Raw genomic sequence first — 16,223 nt, 5'->3', positions numbered from 1 at the left:
ATGAATAACACTTTCGGAAAACTTTACCTTATACCAACACGTCTTGGTGATAATCCGCCTTTGGAAGTCTTACCCATTTCAGTAAAAAAAGTAATTGAATTGGTAGACGATTATATTGTTGAAAACGAAAAAACAGCAAGACGCTTTATCAAAAAAGTAGTCTCTCGAAAACAACAATCTGGATTGCATTTTGAACTTTTAAATAAATATACACAACCTGAAGAAATTCAGCATTTTTTAGACGCTTGTAAAAAAGGCAAACCCATGGGCTTATTGTCAGAAGCTGGTTGTCCAGGCATTGCCGATCCAGGAGCAGACATTGTGCGTCTGGCACATGAGAATCATATTCAAGTCGTTCCTTTGGTTGGTCCATCATCAATAGTTTTGGCATTAATGAGTTCTGGAATGAACGGTCAAAGCTTTGCTTTTAATGGTTATATACCCATTGATAAATCGGAACGAAAAGCAACATTAAAGCGTTTGGAACGCTTATCGTTTGAACAAAATCAAACACAACTTTTTATAGAAACACCTTATCGAAACCAAAAAATTCTCGATGATATTTGTGCAACATTACATCCTAACACGAGAGTTTGCATTGCTTGCGATATCACATTACCTACAGAATATATAAAAACACAGACCGTCAAAGATTGGAAACACACTAATATTGACTTACATAAGCGACCAGCTATTTTTGTGATTCATAAAGACTAGAATGATTGTAATAGATCATAAAATAGAAAAGGCTAGTAAATGATACTAGCCTTTTGTTTTATGTGTTGAAATTGTATACGATATGTTTACAAAATAGCCTTAGCTTTTTTATCTGCCTCAACAAACGATGTATCATAACCTGAAAACTTTTTCATATAGTATCGTACTGAAGAACCATAGGCATCAGATACATTTTGACTACCGTAGCTTCGTAAAAACTTTTTAACGCTTCCTGGTCCTGCCAAGTGAGCAGCTGCTAGAATTCCCGATTCGGTAACTAATACACCACTAATCTTCTTACCTTCAAAACGTTTGATGTCTTTTCTTAAAATCCATTTGTTACGTTCGGCATTAGCTAAAAATGCTTTTTCTTGTAGCTCTGGATTGTACAAAAAATTAGTTGGATTATGAATGCCAATCATTTTTAAAGTTTCGGCACCAAATTGGTACTTTCCTAAATAACCTAGCGTATTAACTGTAAAATAGTTTCCTCTGGACTCTTTAAATGCTAAAGCTTCTTTAAAACCGTTAAACGATTTACCTAAGTAAGGAAAATACGAGTGTGGCGATTGAAATGGATTAGACAATTCAACACTATACATCTCATCAGCATCAGTATTAAATGCTAAATCTTTGGATATGGTGTAGTCAATCTCTAAACCGTGTGTAGAATAATCATCATAATTTAACGATTTTCCTGGTTTAAGTGCCATAAAAAGTGTGACACAAATAGCTAATGGAACAACAAAATAATTACCTATTTTTTTTATCATAATAGTTAATTTTAGTGAGTCTAATATTCCCCTTACAAAGACTCACAAATTGCGGCTGCAAATATACGCCTTTTTCTATATATCTGAAAATAAGCTGTTAAAGTGTTGTTAAAAGTAGATATAATGGAACTTTATGCTGTTTTTTCCGTCGTATGAAAACGCAGGAAATGGCACTTTTATGACGTTTAAAACGTCAAATACAGTTCTCAACACCCGAGAATTTGTCTGTATTTTAGACAAATCTACATCCAAACTCAAGTAAAATTGACGCCTGCGATTTTGAGTTATGAATAAGTTATCAACGTTTTCTGTTTTTCCGGTTAACATTCCCTCTGCACCATAGCCCAATGCAAGGTTTAACCATTTTGGTAAGTGACTCTCTTTAAAAAACGAATGTAGGTTAGCACTTAACCAATAGGTCTGACCATTATAATCTTTGAGCATTTCTTCAAAAAAACCGTCTCCTAATTTATCTGGACGCTGATTGGCGTATTGGGTTTGATGAAACGAGTATTTCATTGTAATTCGTTGTTCATTCCACAGTAATTCTTGTCCGACATACAACCCAGTACCCAATCCGTTAGCCGCCATATCAGACCATGAAAATCCCCATTCATCAGAATAACCATCAAAAATTTCGACTGCTGTTAAAAAACCAAACCCTAAGGTAGCGCCATAGATAAGCTGATCTTTTTTCCGGACACCTGCCCAATTTAAAGCATTAGCACCTACTCTGCCGAGTTGATATGACGAAAAAACATGTCCGAGTTTATCCATCTGCAACCACTCATCAGTATCATCAATGGTTTTAAATTTGGACCTTGGGAAATCTGCATACCATAATTGATCGAGCCCTATCAAAGTAAGCGACGCTAAAGTCGCTTCAGTAATAATAACGGCATTTCGCCTTGGAATATGAAGTGTATCACTAGGTGTTAAAAAGGCCTCTGTTTTAGTTTGTGCACATACAGCATAAGTTAACAAACCCCATATTAAAACAAGTGTATATCGCCGCTGCACAATTACTTATTTATACCTTGAGACGACAAATAACGTTGATAGTCTCTTGCATTGATATTATGCTGAGACAAAGTTTTTGCAAATTTATGAAAGCCTAGTTTCCGAGCATCAGCTGCAAAATAAAGATAGTTATGCTTTTCATAATTAAGAACCGCATTTATTGCCGAAATATCTGGCATTGCAATTAAACCTGGAGGTAAGCCTGTATGCATATATGTATTATAAGGAGACTTAATTTCTTTGTGTTTATTCAAGACACGCTTAATAATGGTGTTTTGATATTCGGGTAACTGATAAGCTGCAAATTTTAAAGTTGGATCTGCCTGAAGCGGCATTCCTATTCGTATTCGGTTCATATACACACCAGCAATTCTAGGCTGTTCGCTAGCTTGTTTGGACTCTTCATGAACAATAGAAGCCAGAGCCATAACCTGATCTCTAGACAAACCTATAGCTTTTGCTTTTGCGTTTCTGTCTGCATTCCAAAACCGATTGTACTCCTTAAGCATTCGGTCTCTAAATTGTTCTGAAGATGTATTCCAGAAAAACTCATAACTATTAGGTATGTACATTCCTAGAGCCGTTTGCTTTGTGAATCCACTATCGCTTAAAAAAGCTTCATCAGTCATTGCTGTTACTAAGGACAAACTATCGGCTTCTATTTGTGCGCTAATTCGACCAGCCAATTTAGCAATGCTTTCTTGATTGTTAAATGAAATTTTAATAGGTAGATTATTACTTCTAATTGAATTGATGATATCGTTATTACTCATTCCTTTTTTAATAACGAATCGTCCCGCTTTCAAATTACTGGTATATTTTTTTCTTTCAGCTAAGGCATCAAAAGCATCAATATCGTCTAGAAGCGGTTCCAGTTGTGATCTTACATCAGCATAACCTGCATTGGTTGGCACAAAAATATAAGCCTCTTCATTATTAAAAGCCGTATTTGGTGACAACATCGCGCTATAAACAAAATAAGCAAAGTACGCGGCTACAACCAATCCAATAAGAGCAATTGCCCAAAGTATTTTTTTAATGTACATTTAATTCAGTAGTATTTGTAAAAGGTATTCGTTTTTATAGGAACCATTAACGTAGTTCCAGTCTTTTTTGAGTCCGATAATTTCAAACCCATGATTTTTAAATAATTTTAAACTCTTTTCATTGTCTTCGGAAATATTACAAAACAATTGATGCATGTCTAAATGTGACTTGCAATACTTGGAAAGCAATTCCAAAGCTTCCTTTCCATAACCTTTTTGACGGTCTTCAACAGCTTTAATCAATATCCCAACACCTGCTCTTCGGTTTTTAAAATCAAAGTCAAACAAGTCGATTATCCCAATAGCCAAATGAGCATCATTACAAATCACCAAACGCAATTGTTTAACTTCAAAAATATCTTTATGCGCATGATCAAGGTATTGTTTTATTAAAAACTTAGAATAAGGCGTTATCGTATTACTAATCTCCCAAATGTCCTGATTATTTTCAATCTCGTGAATAAAATTCAGATCTTCAGGTTCTAAAGCTCTCAAATAAATAGTATCGCCTTTAAGTGTTCTCATGAGATTTCACCTTTAAAAACTTGAGTTGCTGGCCCTATAAGCCAGATATTTTGATAGCCCTTAGCTGTGTTGTCGAAAGTTACATTAAGTATTCCACCTTCAGTTTGTAAAGTAATATTATTTTTTTCTGTTTCACCTATATAATGCATGGCAACAGCGACAGCTGTAACACCTGTACCACAAGAATACGTTTCATCTTCAACACCTCTTTCATAGGTTCTTACAGAAAAATTATCATCGGCATTTTTGCAAACAAAGTTCACATTACTTCCAGCATCATTATAAGGCGCGCCATATCGAATGGCTCGTCCTACAGTTTTTATATCAAGGATCTTTAAGTCTTGTTCCATCTGTACATGATGAGGCGAACCTGTATCGAGAAACACATGAGCTGGATGTTTTTCTACACGCTTCACATCTTGCATTTGAAGGCTAACCAATCCGTTAGCAATAGTAGCCTTGTGCAACCCGTCAATAGCTTCAAAAGTAGCTTCATTTGCTATGACACCCAAAAACTGAGCAAAAGCTGTAATGCATCGTCCACCATTACCACACATCGAACTTTCATTTCCATCGGCATTAAAATAAACCATTTTAAAATCGTGAAGATCATGGTTTTCTAGAAGGATCAATCCATCTGCACCAATACCAAAGCGTCTATCGCATAAAAAGGCAATATGTTTGGTATTTGTTTTATCAAAGACTTGCAGACGATTATCAATCATCACAAAGTCATTTCCGGTTCCTTGGTATTTATAAAATGTAAGTCGCATATCTCATGCAAATATAGGAATAATGCTAGGATATTTACAGTGTTAAATGAGCGTTAAAAACGACGTTAAAAATCGTTAAAGTTGAATTTGAAAATCAATAATTAAGTAATTTTAATCGTTACCTAATTATTAAACAATTTTAAATATGAAAAAGCTTTTAACCTTAGTATTTGTTTCGGTGTTAGGTGGAATTATAACATTATCTGCCTACAAATTTTTAATAGAAGACGAGCAAGCCGTTACTCTTGAAACCACTCAAGAGCAACCGCAGTTTATCAATGCCAATTATGATGCAAAAACAGCAAACTTGCTTGCTGAAGATCAGCCCGATTTTACTATTGCTGCTGAAAACACAATTCACGCAGTCGTTCACGTAAAAAATATGTCTACAGTAACTTCGCCAACCTCTATGGAAGATTTATTCTTCGGAAGGCGAACTCCTCGTGCTCAAGTTGGATCAGGAAGTGGCGTGATTATTAATAAAAGCGGATATATTATTACGAATAATCATGTGATTTCTGGTGCGAATAGCATTTCTATTACTTTAAATGATAATCGTGTATTTGATGCTGAACTTATAGGTACCGATGAAAAAACCGATATTGCCTTATTAAAAATTGATGCTCCTGAAGATTTACCATCTATTGCCTTTGGGGACTCAGACACTTCAAAAGTTGGCGAATGGGTTTTAGCTGTAGGGAATCCATTCAATTTAACCTCTACTGTAACTGCTGGAATTATAAGTGCAAAAGCACGTGACTTAACGGGTCAAAATTCACAATCGTTTATTCAAACTGATGCGGCTGTAAATCCGGGAAACTCTGGTGGTGCTTTGGTAAATTCAAGAGGTGAACTCATCGGAATTAATACCGCTATTTCCTCACAAACAGGATCGTATATAGGATATTCATTCGCTGTACCTAGCAATATTGCGCGTAAAGTGGTTGAAGATATCATGGAGTTTGGCGATGTTCAAGAAGGCGTTTTAGGTGTTTCTATTTTGAACAGAAACTCTAAAGAAGCTATAGAGCAAGGACTTAACGAAATTCAAGGTGTGTACATTAGTAGTGTTGAAGATAATTCTGGAGCTAAAAAAGCGGGTATTAAAGATGGTGACATTATCAAAAAATTAGACAATGTTGAAATTTCTAAGTTTACAGATTTAAGTGGATACTTAAAGACCAAGCGTCCTAATGATATTGTAAACGTTGAAGTTTTAAGAGATAATGAGTCTAAAACTATTCCAGTAAAACTTACAAAAAGTGAAACTGTAAGTGTCGACTTTATTAATATGGAATTGCGAAACCTTCCATCTTCTGTAAAGAAAAAATACGACATAAAGCATGGTGTAATTGTTCAGGATAATAAAAACGGATTCTTGTATTCTCGCGTTGGAATTCGACCAGGATGTATTATTACAGCTATTAACGATATTGAAATTAATAGTGTATCAGACATCTCTAAATTTTCAGAAAAATATGGTTCAAATGCACAAGATGAAATTTTTAAGCTTGAATTCTTAAACCGAAACCTCGAACGTAAAGAAGTTATCTTCGGAAATTAAAACCCGTCATAAAGTTAACAACACAAACCCTTTAGAATAAAAAAACTAAAGGGTTTTTTATTTTCCAAAAAAACGCTACGAAAACGTTTGAAATATACTATTTTTGCAAAAATTTTTAAACACAACAACCCATCTACCTAACACGTAGATCAACTAAAATTAAAACAATGAGTTTGAACGGAACTTACGAAAAAGAACTTGCTTTTCAAGCCGATCGCAGAAGAGCTACAGTTGAATTTATTAAAATTGTTAGCGACCTTTGGTATGACAAATCAATTGAATTGGTTCTTTTTAGAAATCAATTAATCGATCGCAATGTCAGCGAAATTTTAAATCTTCACGAATATGCAGGAGAATTTGTACAAAAGCCTATTTCTATTTTTGATTCTGTAGAAATTGCTCAGGCAATAAAAACTTTAGATCTTCCACCAGCAAAATTGGATATCGGAAAATTAACCTATGAATTTCATTTAGAAGACCAAAAGTATAGTAATGCGACAGGTTTTGTTGCCGCTAAACTCAAAGATGCAAAGAAGAACAAAAGTATTCAACCAAAAGACGTCGTGCTTTATGGTTTTGGAAGAATTGGGCGTTTGGTTGCCAGAGAATTAATGACCAGAACTGGTAAAGGAAGTCAATTGCGATTAAGAGCTATTGTGACTCGTGGCGCTATAGACGAGGTGGTTTTAGAAAAACGGGCCTCTTTATTACGTAATGATTCTGTGCATGGTGAATTCTCAGGAACTGTCGTTGCCGATACCAAAAACAGTGCATTAATTATTAATGGTACTACGGTTAATATTATTTCGGCTAATGCACCTGAAGATATTGATTATACCAAATTAGGCATTAATAATGCTTTAGTTATTGATAATACTGGTGCTTTTAGAGATGATGAAGCTTTAGGCAGACACTTAAAATCTAAAGGTGTAGATAAGGTATTATTGACTGCTCCAGGAAAAGGAGTTCCAAATATTGTGCATGGGGTAAATCATTTAGAAAATAACCCAGATAAAGTTGATATATTCTCAGCAGCATCATGCACCACTAACGCCATCACGCCAATTTTAAAAGCTATTGAAGACACTTATGGTGTTGTTAGCGGACATTTAGAAACTATTCATGCCTATACTAACGATCAAAACTTAGTTGATAATTTCCACAAAAAATACCGTCGTGGTAGAGCTGCAGGTTTAAATATGGTCATCACTGAAACTGGAGCAGGAAAAGCCGTATCAAAGGCCTTACCATCTTTAGAAGGGAAATTAACATCAAACGCTATTCGAGTTCCTGTACCTAACGGATCTTTAGCTATTCTAAATTTAGAATTAGAAAAAGAAACTTCTGTTGACGGAATTAATACCATCATGAAGAAATATGCGCTTGAAGGCGATTTGGTTGAACAAATCAAATATGAAATGAGTGACGAACTTGTTTCTAGTGATATTGTTGGAAGTTCGGCACCTTCAATCTACGATAGTAAAGCGACAATTGTTCGCCCAGATGGAAAAAATGCCATCCTTTATATTTGGTATGATAACGAGTATGGGTATAGCCATCAGGTTATTAGATTAGCTAAGTATATTGCTAAAGTTAGACGTTTTGCCTATTATTAGAAACAAGCAACATCCAAAATAAAATTTGAACCGTATATAATTTAGCCTCACAATTTGTGAGGCTAAATGTTTATATCAACCATCAATTTACTTATAAATTATTATATAAATCACTATATTGCTGACCATTAATTAAGCTATTAAATTCAACCAAAACCAAAATGAGATTTTTTAAAACGCTTCTACTCACTACAATTACGATTTTAACATTTTCTACTACATCGGCGCAAACAAGTAATGACGATGAAAAATTATCACTAAACAGCGGCACAATAGATAATCAATTTGAATACGTAATTAGACGGTCAAACAGCTGGCAAGATTATAAAACGGTAAAAAAGACGTGGTTATATGCACTTAAAGCACATACTATAGATTCGTTAAAGGCTGTTCATAAAGATTTAAATGACACTCAAGCCATAGTTGAAACACAAGCTAAAGAAATTGAAGATTTAAAAGGAAGCTTATCAACAACCAAAGTAGAATTAGATAATACAATTGCTGAAAAAGACAGTATGACATTGTTTGGCATGCCAATGACCAAACCAAATTACAGCATGGTACTATGGAGTATTGTTGGCGTATTATCGGCTTTATTATTGTTTTTTATCTATAAATATAAAAACAGTAATACAACGACTAAACTTGCTAAAAAGACACTTGCTGAAATAGAAGAAGAATTTGAAGAACACAGACGTGTCGCTTTAGAGCGTGAACAAAAAGTAAGACGTCAATTACAAGACATGATTAACGAACAGAAAAAAGCCTGATTAATAAACGCTCTGAAATTATAGATTTCAGTAACACTATATAATATCAATAAAAATCTGTAATTTCGATTACAGATTTTTTTTTATGGTCATAACACGCGCAAAACTCAAAGACTTAGATAGATTAGTTAACTTATTTGATGGCTATCGTACTTTTTATAGGCAAGAATCTAATCCTGCTGCAGCTAAACGGTTTTTAACGCAACGGCTCGTGCAAGGTGATTCTGTCATCTATATGGCTTATATAAACGAACAGGCGGTTGGTTTTACACAACTTTACCCCTTGTTTTCATCAGTATCTATGAAAGCTATGTATATACTCAACGATTTATATGTTGATGCAAATTGTAGAAATCAAGGAGTTGGTGAAGCTTTAATTAATCGTGCAAAAAGCCTATGTCAAACAGAAAATAATAAAGGGCTTGCCATTCAAACAGCTTTTAATAATCGAGCACAGTATTTATATGAGAGATTAGGTTTTGTAAAAGATAACGACTTACAATTTTTTTGGAAAAACACATAAACATATTAATGTACTACCCTTCAGGTTTCAAGTAAACAACTACCATAGGTTTAATCAATTAAGCTTACCTTTGCAATCCATAAAAAAATAATCATGCGCATAGACATTATCACCGTTTTACCAGAATTATTGAAAAGCCCATTTGAAGCCTCTATCCTTAAGCGCGCCATAGAAGCTGATTTGGTAAATGTCCATTTTCATAATTTAAGAGATTATGCCACAGGTGGCTACAAAGCGGTTGACGACACCCAATTTGGAGGCGGTGCAGGAATGGTCATGATGATAGAACCTATTGACAAATGCATTACTAAATTACAAAGAGAACGTCAATACGATGAGATAATTTATATGACTCCTGATGGCGAATGCCTTAATCAAAGTATTGCAAATCAAATATCCCTAAAAGAAAATATCATCATTCTATGCGGCCATTACAAAGGTGTGGATCAACGTGTACGCGATAAGTTTATCACCAAGGAAATTTCAATAGGAGATTATGTATTATCTGGTGGTGAATTAGGTGCTGCAGTGTTATGTGACGCCATCATAAGATTAATCCCTGGCGTGTTAGGAAATGAAACTTCTGCGCTCACCGATTCTTTTCAAGATGGATTATTAGCACCTCCCATTTATACAAAGCCTAGAGAATATGATGGTATGAAAGTCCCAGAAGTATTATTTAGCGGAAATTTCCCCGAAATTGAAAAATGGCGTGAAGAACAAGCCTACCTTAGAACCAAAGAACGCCGACCAGATTTATTGGAAGATTAATTATTTGTGTTAGCTATAGATAAGAAACTCCAAAGAATTCGGAAAAAAGCCTTATATCTGTTAATAAATATAAGAAGTAGAAGACCCTCCAAAATATGTCATAAAAACTTTTTATATTTTGCTTTTTACTTATAACTTTTTAACTATCTTTGCAGCCACTTTTGGATTAACCTCTGGCGAAAATCGTGAATGTTGGTTTGAAATAATACACTTAAACATAAAAAGATGAGTTCTTTAGTAAAATTTGTACAAGACGAATTTGTAACAAAAAAAGATTTTCCAGAATTTGGAGCGGGTGATACGATCACTGTTTACTACGAAATTAGAGAAGGAGAAAAAGTACGTACACAGTTTTTTAGAGGTGTAGTACTCCAAGTTAAAGGAACTGGTACTTCGCAAACATTCACTATTAGAAAAATGTCTGGTACGATTGGAGTAGAACGTATATTCCCAATTAATTTACCTGCACTTCAAAAAATAGAGGTGAACAAAAGAGGTAAAGTTAGAAGAGCAAGAATCTACTACTTTAGAGGTCTTACTGGTAAAAAAGCAAGAATCAAAGAAGTTAGAAGATAAGCTTCATCGACCCTATAAATTTCAAAAAGCCTTAACCAACGTTAAGGCTTTTTCAGTTATGAACTTTTGTTAATAACTCTGGTTCATAAAATGTGAATATCTATATAGGCTTAAAATTTGCAATTCTCAAACAAAAACCTACTTTAGCTAAACAATTAACAACAAACAGTGTTTGGTTTTAAATTAAAATTTAGATTTATGTTAAATTGTAATAAAGAAACGTTCTTTATATAGTGCTGTTTTTTGAGGTTCAATAGCTACACGTGTAGGCGTGTGAAGCGAAAAAACCATGAAACTTTTGAAACTAACAAATGCTTAGGCAGTTGAGAGCAGATAAAGTGGAAAGCTTTGAAAAAGTAACATAAGCGAAAGTAAGTGTGAAGAGGACAAGCAATGTTTATTGAGGCTATTCAACACGTAAGTGTAGGATAAGGAAATAAATATCAAGAAAAACAAAACTAAACCGAAACAGAGTAATAACAGGTCAATACATTTTGAAAGTTATAAAATGTTTCATTGAAATAGTGAGTCTTGAACCGATACAAGACGAAGGAATGCAAATTCAGCTGTCTTGGTTTTAACTTTAATGTTAAATAAGTCACGAAACACTATCTCAAAAAAGCCATGTCAAAGTAGTCAGCTACAGTGATATGGCTTTTGTTTTTTTATACCAATCAACTAATCTCACTTCAATATAGCCATTACCAAATTTTACTACGCAGTTAAATTTCTATAAAAAAGCACTCTTGACTTCTTAGCATAGTATCAAATTAATAGCAATTAATAATTTAAAATAGCGTTGTTTAAAATATTCTCAATCGCATTAATATTTTACTTTAAAAACCTTTGCTTATACAAGTCTTATATTTCAGAAAAACTCTAGTTTTTTGTATATTTGCCCAGCTTAAAAATTAAGCCTTTTCAACATACTAAATTCTAAACAGTTTATGGCAAATACTCCTACAATCATTTATACGAAAACAGATGAAGCTCCTGCCCTTGCAACACATTCATTGTTACCTATTATAAAATCGTTTACCAAGTCGTCTCATATCAATATCGAAAGTAGAGATATTTCTCTAGCGGGACGAATTTTAGCAAACTTTCCAGATTTTTTAACAGAGTCTCAACGTGTTCCTGATGCTTTAGCCGAATTAGGAGAATTAGCAAAGAGTCCGGAAGCAAACATCATCAAGCTTCCTAATATCAGCGCCTCTATTCCTCAGTTAAAATCAGCTATTAATGAGCTTCAAGCTCAAGGCTATGCTTTACCAAATTATCCTGATGAACCAGAGAATGCTAATGACAAAGCGATTAAGATTCGTTATGACAAAATTAAAGGAAGTGCTGTAAACCCTGTCCTTCGTGAAGGAAACTCTGATCGTCGCGCACCAAAAGCCGTTAAAAACTTTGCCAAGATGAATCCACATTCTATGGGTGCTTGGTCTTCAGACTCAAAAAGTCACGTGGCTACTATGACTCATGGTGATTTTGCTCATAATGAAATCTCTGTAACACTTCCTAAAGCAACAACTGTTAAAATAATTCATACTGATAACTCTGGAAATACTACGGTATTAAAAGAGGGCTTAGATTTATTACCTGGAGAAATTATTGACGCTACAGTCATGAACAAAAGAGCTTTATTAGCCTTTTTAGATGAGCAGGTAAAAGACGCAAAAGACAAAGGCGTTTTGTTTTCATTACACATGAAAGCAACGATGATGAAAGTCTCAGATCCAATTATCTTTGGTCATGCTGTTCGTGTATTTTTTGCTGATTTATTTGCTAAACATGAAACTACCTTCGAAGAAATCGGTGTTGATGTTAATAATGGTTTTGGAAACTTGGTGACCAAATTAAATGAGCTTCCTGAAGCAAAACGCTTGCAAATTGAAGAAGATATTGCCACGGCATTTGCTAATGCTCCAGATGTAGCTATGGTTAATTCTGATAAAGGAATTACAAATCTACATGTACCTAGCGATGTTATTATTGATGCTTCAATGCCAGCAATGATTCGTACGTCTGGACAAATGTGGAATGCACAAGGAAAACAACAAGACACCAAAGCAGTCATTCCAGATAGCAGCTATGCTGGAATTTACACTGCAACCATAAACTTCTGTAAAAAACATGGTGCGTTTGACCCAACAACAATGGGAACTGTTCCTAATGTTGGACTTATGGCTCAAAAAGCTGAAGAATATGGTTCTCATGACAAGACTTTTGAAATCGCGTCCCATGGTAAAGTAGAAGTTATAGACGCCACAGGTAACATATTAACTTCACATAATGTTGAAGAAGGTGACATCTGGAGAATGTGTCAGGTAAAAGATGCTCCTATTCAAGATTGGGTGAAATTAGCCGTAACACGTGCACGAGCTTCTCAAACACCTGCTGTTTTCTGGTTAGACGAAAACAGAGCTCATGATGCCGAATTGATCAAAAAAGTAAACACGTATTTACCAAATCACGATACGTCTGGTTTAGACATCAGAATCCTCTCACCTATTAAAGCTACAGAGTTTACGCTAGACCGAATTAAAGCTGGTAAAGACACCATTTCTGTGACTGGAAATGTATTACGGGATTATTTAACCGATTTATTTCCTATTCTAGAATTAGGTACAAGCGCCAAAATGCTATCTATAGTTCCATTGATGAATGGTGGTGGCTTATTTGAAACCGGAGCTGGTGGATCAGCGCCTAAACACGTTCAACAATTTACTGAAGAAAATCACTTACGTTGGGATTCTTTAGGTGAATTTTTAGCATTAGCTGTGTCTTTAGAACACTTCGGAACGGTAAATAATAATCCTAAAGCCATTATTTTATCAGAAACATTAGATGATGCTACCGAAAAATTATTAGCCAACGGAAAATCACCTTCAAGAAAAGTTAACGAATTAGATAACCGAGGTAGTCATTTCTATCTGGCCTTATTTTGGGCAGAAGCACTCGCTAATCAAACTAAAGATCAAGACTTAAAGAATGAATTCGCTCAAGTCTTCAGAGACTTACAAGCGCATGAAGCTAAAATTGTTGAAGAACTCAATACGGTTCAAGGACAACCAGTAGACATTGGTGGATATTACGAACCTAATGAAACCAAAACATCTCAAGCTATGCGTCCAAGTGAAACCCTCAATAAAATTATTGGCTAAATCGGCTAAGTATATTAAATTTAAAGACTGTCTTAAAAGGCAGTCTTTTTTTTATCGGTCACTTATTGTAAATTTACATTATGACTAAAGAAAACCTAATAGACTGCCACAATAGAATCTTACCATTTATTCATAAAACACCAGTCTTATCTTCAAGATTAGTCAACGAACGTATTGAGGCCAAGGTCTACTTCAAATGCGAAAATTTTCAAAAAGCGGGCGCTTATAAAATGCGAGGCGCAACTAATGCCATCATGCAATTAACTAATGCTCAAAAACAAAAAGGTGTGGTCACACATTCGTCCGGAAACTTTGCACAAGCCTTATCCTTAGCTGCAAAAAGCCTGAATGTAAAAGCAACAATCGTCATGCCATCCAATGCTCCTGTAGTTAAGAAAAATGCGGTGAAGCAGTATAACGGACAAATAATAGAGTGCGAACCAACAATTGAAGCTCGGCAAAACGCAGCTAACCAAATCGTTCACTCTACGGGCGCCACATTTATCCATCCATCCAACGATCCTAATGTGATTTTAGGTCAGGGCACTGCTTGTATTGAATTGCTGAACGAACAGTCTGATCTAGACGTTGTATTTTGCCCTATTGGTGGTGGTGGACTCATCGCTGGATCTGCACTTGCAGCACATCACTTTGGGAACTCTTGTAAAGTGATTGGTGCCGAACCCTTCGAAGCAGATGACGCTTATCGTTCGCTATTGAGTAAAAAAATTGAAACAAATAAAACCGCAAATACGATTGCTGATGGGTTGCGAACGCAGCTTGGCCACCATAATTTCCCTATCATCTTAAAATATATCAATCAAATTATCAGAGTGACAGAAGCTGAGATTATTGAAGCCATGCGCTTCATTTGGGAACGTATGAAAATCATAATCGAACCTTCAAGTGCTGTAGCTTTTGCGGCGCTTATCAAAGAGAAAGAGCAATTCAAAAACCAAAATATCGGCATCATTATTTCTGGCGGAAATGTTGATGTTACTAAATTACCGTTTTAATTTATTGATGTTAAGATGGGCGTTCCCCTTTAAAGCAAACCTTTAAAGCGTCTTGTCATCCGTTATATCTTTTTGTAAAAAAACAAAAAGGATGCCACTACTACCACTAACGCAGAAAAAAAATTAGCTATTTTTACATTATGACATTTATCAAAACAACAGAACAAGATTCTAACTACAATCATTTAGAAAAAATGACTGTTAACGAATTATTGGTCAACATAAACAATGAAGACACAGCTGTTCCTATAGCAGTTAAAAATGCAATTCCTCAAATTGAATCCCTAATAGAACAAGTGATTAGTAAACTCAAAATTGGAGGGAGATTATTTTATATTGGGGCAGGAACCAGTGGTCGTTTAGGTATTTTAGATGCCTCAGAATGTCCGCCTACTTTTGGTGTCACCCATGATTTGGTTATCGGACTCATAGCTGGTGGTGATACCGCAATTAGAAAGGCAGTAGAATTTGCTGAAGATTCAACAACACAAGGATGGGAAGATTTAAAAGCTTATAATGTTTCAACTAACGATGTTGTTATAGGTATCGCTGCCTCTGGAACCACACCTTATGTGATTGCTGCACTAGAAAACTGTAATGACAATGGTATTATTACGGGATGTATCACCTGTAATAAAAAGAGTCCTCTATCGCAAATTTCACAATATCCCATCGAAGTCATTGTCGGCCCTGAATTTGTCACTGGGAGCTCACGAATGAAAGCTGGAACAGCTCAAAAACTGGTACTAAATATGATTTCTACTGCGACCATGATAAAACTTGATAAAGTAAAAGGTAATAAAATGGTAGATATGCAATTAAGCAATAATAAACTAGTTGATCGAGGAATTAAAATGCTAGCAAAAGAATTGAGTATTAGTTATGAAGATGCTCAATCATTGTTAGAAAAATATAAAAATGTAAGAGCTGCAATTCAAAATTACAACTATGGATACTAAACGAACAGACAAAGATGTATTAGTCAAAGGAATTAAAACCATGGGTTTAACATTAATACTAATGTTTTTAGGACCTACGCTATTATATGTAGGACTTAGTAATCCAGACAAACCTTTGTATATACCTATACTTATTGTTGCATCGATACTCTGCATTCTAGCCATATTCTTTGCTTTTAAGGGTTTAAAGACAATCATGGATAGTATGTTTAAATAAGTTTAGATCAAAATAGAAAAAGAAAAAAATCAATACATATACGTGTATTGATTTTTTTATTTCTATAAAAACAAAAAACCCTTTTCATTTTGATATGAAAAGGGTTTCAAAAAAGGCGACGACCTACTCTCCCACAACTGGCAGTACCATCGGCGCAAATGGGCTTAACTTCTCTGTTCGGAATGGTAAG

16 protein-coding genes are annotated in these 16,223 nt (G+C 34.9%); 11 read left to right on the top strand and 5 right to left on the bottom strand.

Going from position 1 to position 16,223, the window contains the following annotated elements:
• On the top strand, positions 1-717 hold the full coding sequence (locus N4270_RS09050; protein ID WP_260096720.1) for an SAM-dependent methyltransferase: 717 nt from the start codon (positions 1-3) through the stop codon (positions 715-717).
• 86 nt (positions 718-803) lie between these two features.
• On the opposite strand, the gene N4270_RS09045 is transcribed toward N4270_RS09050, so the two are convergent.
• The 5 genes from N4270_RS09045 to dapF form a co-directional block, all read right to left on the bottom strand.
• On the bottom strand, positions 804-1,490 hold the full coding sequence (locus N4270_RS09045) for a peptidoglycan-binding protein LysM (protein ID WP_260096719.1): 687 nt from the start codon (positions 1,488-1,490) through the stop codon (positions 804-806).
• A gap of 108 nt (positions 1,491-1,598) precedes the next feature.
• Positions 1,599-2,510, bottom strand: coding sequence for a YfiM family protein (locus N4270_RS09040; protein ID WP_260096718.1), 912 nt, complete (start codon positions 2,508-2,510; stop codon positions 1,599-1,601).
• Between the two features lie 2 nt (positions 2,511-2,512).
• Positions 2,513-3,556, bottom strand: a complete 1,044-nt coding sequence (mltG, locus tag N4270_RS09035; RefSeq protein ID WP_260096717.1) for an endolytic transglycosylase MltG — start codon at positions 3,554-3,556, stop codon at positions 2,513-2,515.
• Entirely contained in the window at positions 3,557-4,081 is a 525-nt protein-coding gene (locus tag N4270_RS09030; RefSeq protein WP_260096716.1) for a GNAT family N-acetyltransferase, read from the bottom strand.
• Positions 4,078-4,854, bottom strand: a complete 777-nt coding sequence (gene dapF, locus N4270_RS09025; RefSeq protein ID WP_260096715.1) for a diaminopimelate epimerase — start codon at positions 4,852-4,854, stop codon at positions 4,078-4,080. Before dapF ends, N4270_RS09030 begins: the two co-directional genes overlap by 4 nt.
• 145 nt (positions 4,855-4,999) lie before the next feature.
• On the opposite strand from dapF, the gene N4270_RS09020 reads away from it, so the two are divergent.
• The 10 genes from N4270_RS09020 to N4270_RS08975 all read left to right on the top strand — a co-directional run bounded on the left by N4270_RS09020 (position 5,000) and on the right by N4270_RS08975 (position 16,033).
• Positions 5,000-6,418, top strand: coding sequence for a trypsin-like peptidase domain-containing protein (locus tag N4270_RS09020; RefSeq protein WP_260096714.1), 1,419 nt, complete (start codon positions 5,000-5,002; stop codon positions 6,416-6,418).
• Positions 6,419-6,585: 167 nt separating this feature from the next.
• Positions 6,586-8,034: a glyceraldehyde-3-phosphate dehydrogenase gene (locus N4270_RS09015; RefSeq protein ID WP_260096713.1), complete on the top strand. Its 1,449-nt coding sequence runs from the start codon at positions 6,586-6,588 to the stop codon at positions 8,032-8,034.
• Positions 8,035-8,195: 161 nt separating this feature from the next.
• Positions 8,196-8,804: a tRNA (guanine-N1)-methyltransferase gene (locus tag N4270_RS09010; RefSeq protein WP_260096712.1), complete on the top strand. Its 609-nt coding sequence runs from the start codon at positions 8,196-8,198 to the stop codon at positions 8,802-8,804.
• A gap of 85 nt (positions 8,805-8,889) precedes the next feature.
• On the top strand, positions 8,890-9,327 hold the full coding sequence (locus N4270_RS09005; RefSeq protein WP_260096711.1) for a GNAT family N-acetyltransferase: 438 nt from the start codon (positions 8,890-8,892) through the stop codon (positions 9,325-9,327).
• 93 nt (positions 9,328-9,420) lie between these two features.
• A complete protein-coding gene (gene trmD / locus N4270_RS09000) occupies positions 9,421-10,098 on the top strand; it encodes a tRNA (guanosine(37)-N1)-methyltransferase TrmD (protein WP_260096710.1) in 678 nt (225 codons plus the stop codon).
• 225 nt (positions 10,099-10,323) lie between these two features.
• A complete protein-coding gene (gene rplS / locus N4270_RS08995) occupies positions 10,324-10,674 on the top strand; it encodes a 50S ribosomal protein L19 (RefSeq protein ID WP_260096709.1) in 351 nt (116 codons plus the stop codon).
• Between the two features lie 947 nt (positions 10,675-11,621).
• The gene (locus N4270_RS08990) at positions 11,622-13,841 is read left to right on the top strand and encodes an NADP-dependent isocitrate dehydrogenase (RefSeq protein WP_260096708.1); all 2,220 of its coding nucleotides are present in this window, start codon (positions 11,622-11,624) and stop codon (positions 13,839-13,841) included.
• Positions 13,842-13,921: 80 nt separating this feature from the next.
• Entirely contained in the window at positions 13,922-14,857 is a 936-nt protein-coding gene (locus N4270_RS08985; RefSeq protein WP_260096707.1) for a threonine/serine dehydratase, read from the top strand.
• 140 nt (positions 14,858-14,997) lie between these two features.
• The gene (gene murQ / locus N4270_RS08980) at positions 14,998-15,816 is read left to right on the top strand and encodes an N-acetylmuramic acid 6-phosphate etherase (RefSeq protein WP_260096706.1); all 819 of its coding nucleotides are present in this window, start codon (positions 14,998-15,000) and stop codon (positions 15,814-15,816) included.
• Positions 15,806-16,033 carry a DUF6095 family protein gene (locus tag N4270_RS08975; RefSeq protein ID WP_260096705.1) on the top strand — a complete coding sequence of 76 codons (228 nt, stop codon included), beginning with the start codon at positions 15,806-15,808 and terminating at the stop codon, positions 16,031-16,033. Before murQ ends, N4270_RS08975 begins: the two co-directional genes overlap by 11 nt.
• Positions 16,034-16,223: the final 190 nt, after the last annotated feature.

Source organism: Psychroserpens sp. SPM9 (genome assembly GCF_025153525.1).
GTDB lineage: Bacteria > Bacteroidota > Bacteroidia > Flavobacteriales > Flavobacteriaceae > Psychroserpens.
Note: the sequence above shows the minus strand (reverse complement) of the source record. Positions and strands in the feature narration are given on the sequence as shown.

Excerpts from the sequence above, each read along its gene's own strand:
- murQ (WP_260096706.1), top strand. The coding sequence starts at position 14,998 with ATGACATTTATCAAAACAACAGAACAAGATTCTAACTACAATCATTTA.
- N4270_RS08975 (WP_260096705.1), top strand. The coding sequence starts at position 15,806 with ATGGATACTAAACGAACAGACAAAGATGTATTAGTCAAAGGAATTAAA.
- N4270_RS09050 (WP_260096720.1), top strand. The coding sequence starts at position 1 with ATGAATAACACTTTCGGAAAACTTTACCTTATACCAACACGTCTTGGT.
- N4270_RS09030 (WP_260096716.1), bottom strand. The coding sequence starts at position 4,081 with ATGAGAACACTTAAAGGCGATACTATTTATTTGAGAGCTTTAGAACCT.
- N4270_RS09045 (WP_260096719.1), bottom strand. The coding sequence starts at position 1,490 with ATGATAAAAAAAATAGGTAATTATTTTGTTGTTCCATTAGCTATTTGT.
- mltG (WP_260096717.1), bottom strand. The coding sequence starts at position 3,556 with ATGTACATTAAAAAAATACTTTGGGCAATTGCTCTTATTGGATTGGTT.
- rplS (WP_260096709.1), top strand. The coding sequence starts at position 10,324 with ATGAGTTCTTTAGTAAAATTTGTACAAGACGAATTTGTAACAAAAAAA.
- N4270_RS09015 (WP_260096713.1), top strand. The coding sequence starts at position 6,586 with ATGAGTTTGAACGGAACTTACGAAAAAGAACTTGCTTTTCAAGCCGAT.
- N4270_RS09005 (WP_260096711.1), top strand. The coding sequence starts at position 8,890 with ATGGTCATAACACGCGCAAAACTCAAAGACTTAGATAGATTAGTTAAC.
- N4270_RS08985 (WP_260096707.1), top strand. The coding sequence starts at position 13,922 with ATGACTAAAGAAAACCTAATAGACTGCCACAATAGAATCTTACCATTT.
- N4270_RS09020 (WP_260096714.1), top strand. The coding sequence starts at position 5,000 with ATGAAAAAGCTTTTAACCTTAGTATTTGTTTCGGTGTTAGGTGGAATT.
- trmD (WP_260096710.1), top strand. The coding sequence starts at position 9,421 with ATGCGCATAGACATTATCACCGTTTTACCAGAATTATTGAAAAGCCCA.
- N4270_RS08990 (WP_260096708.1), top strand. The coding sequence starts at position 11,622 with ATGGCAAATACTCCTACAATCATTTATACGAAAACAGATGAAGCTCCT.
- N4270_RS09010 (WP_260096712.1), top strand. The coding sequence starts at position 8,196 with ATGAGATTTTTTAAAACGCTTCTACTCACTACAATTACGATTTTAACA.
- dapF (WP_260096715.1), bottom strand. The coding sequence starts at position 4,854 with ATGCGACTTACATTTTATAAATACCAAGGAACCGGAAATGACTTTGTG.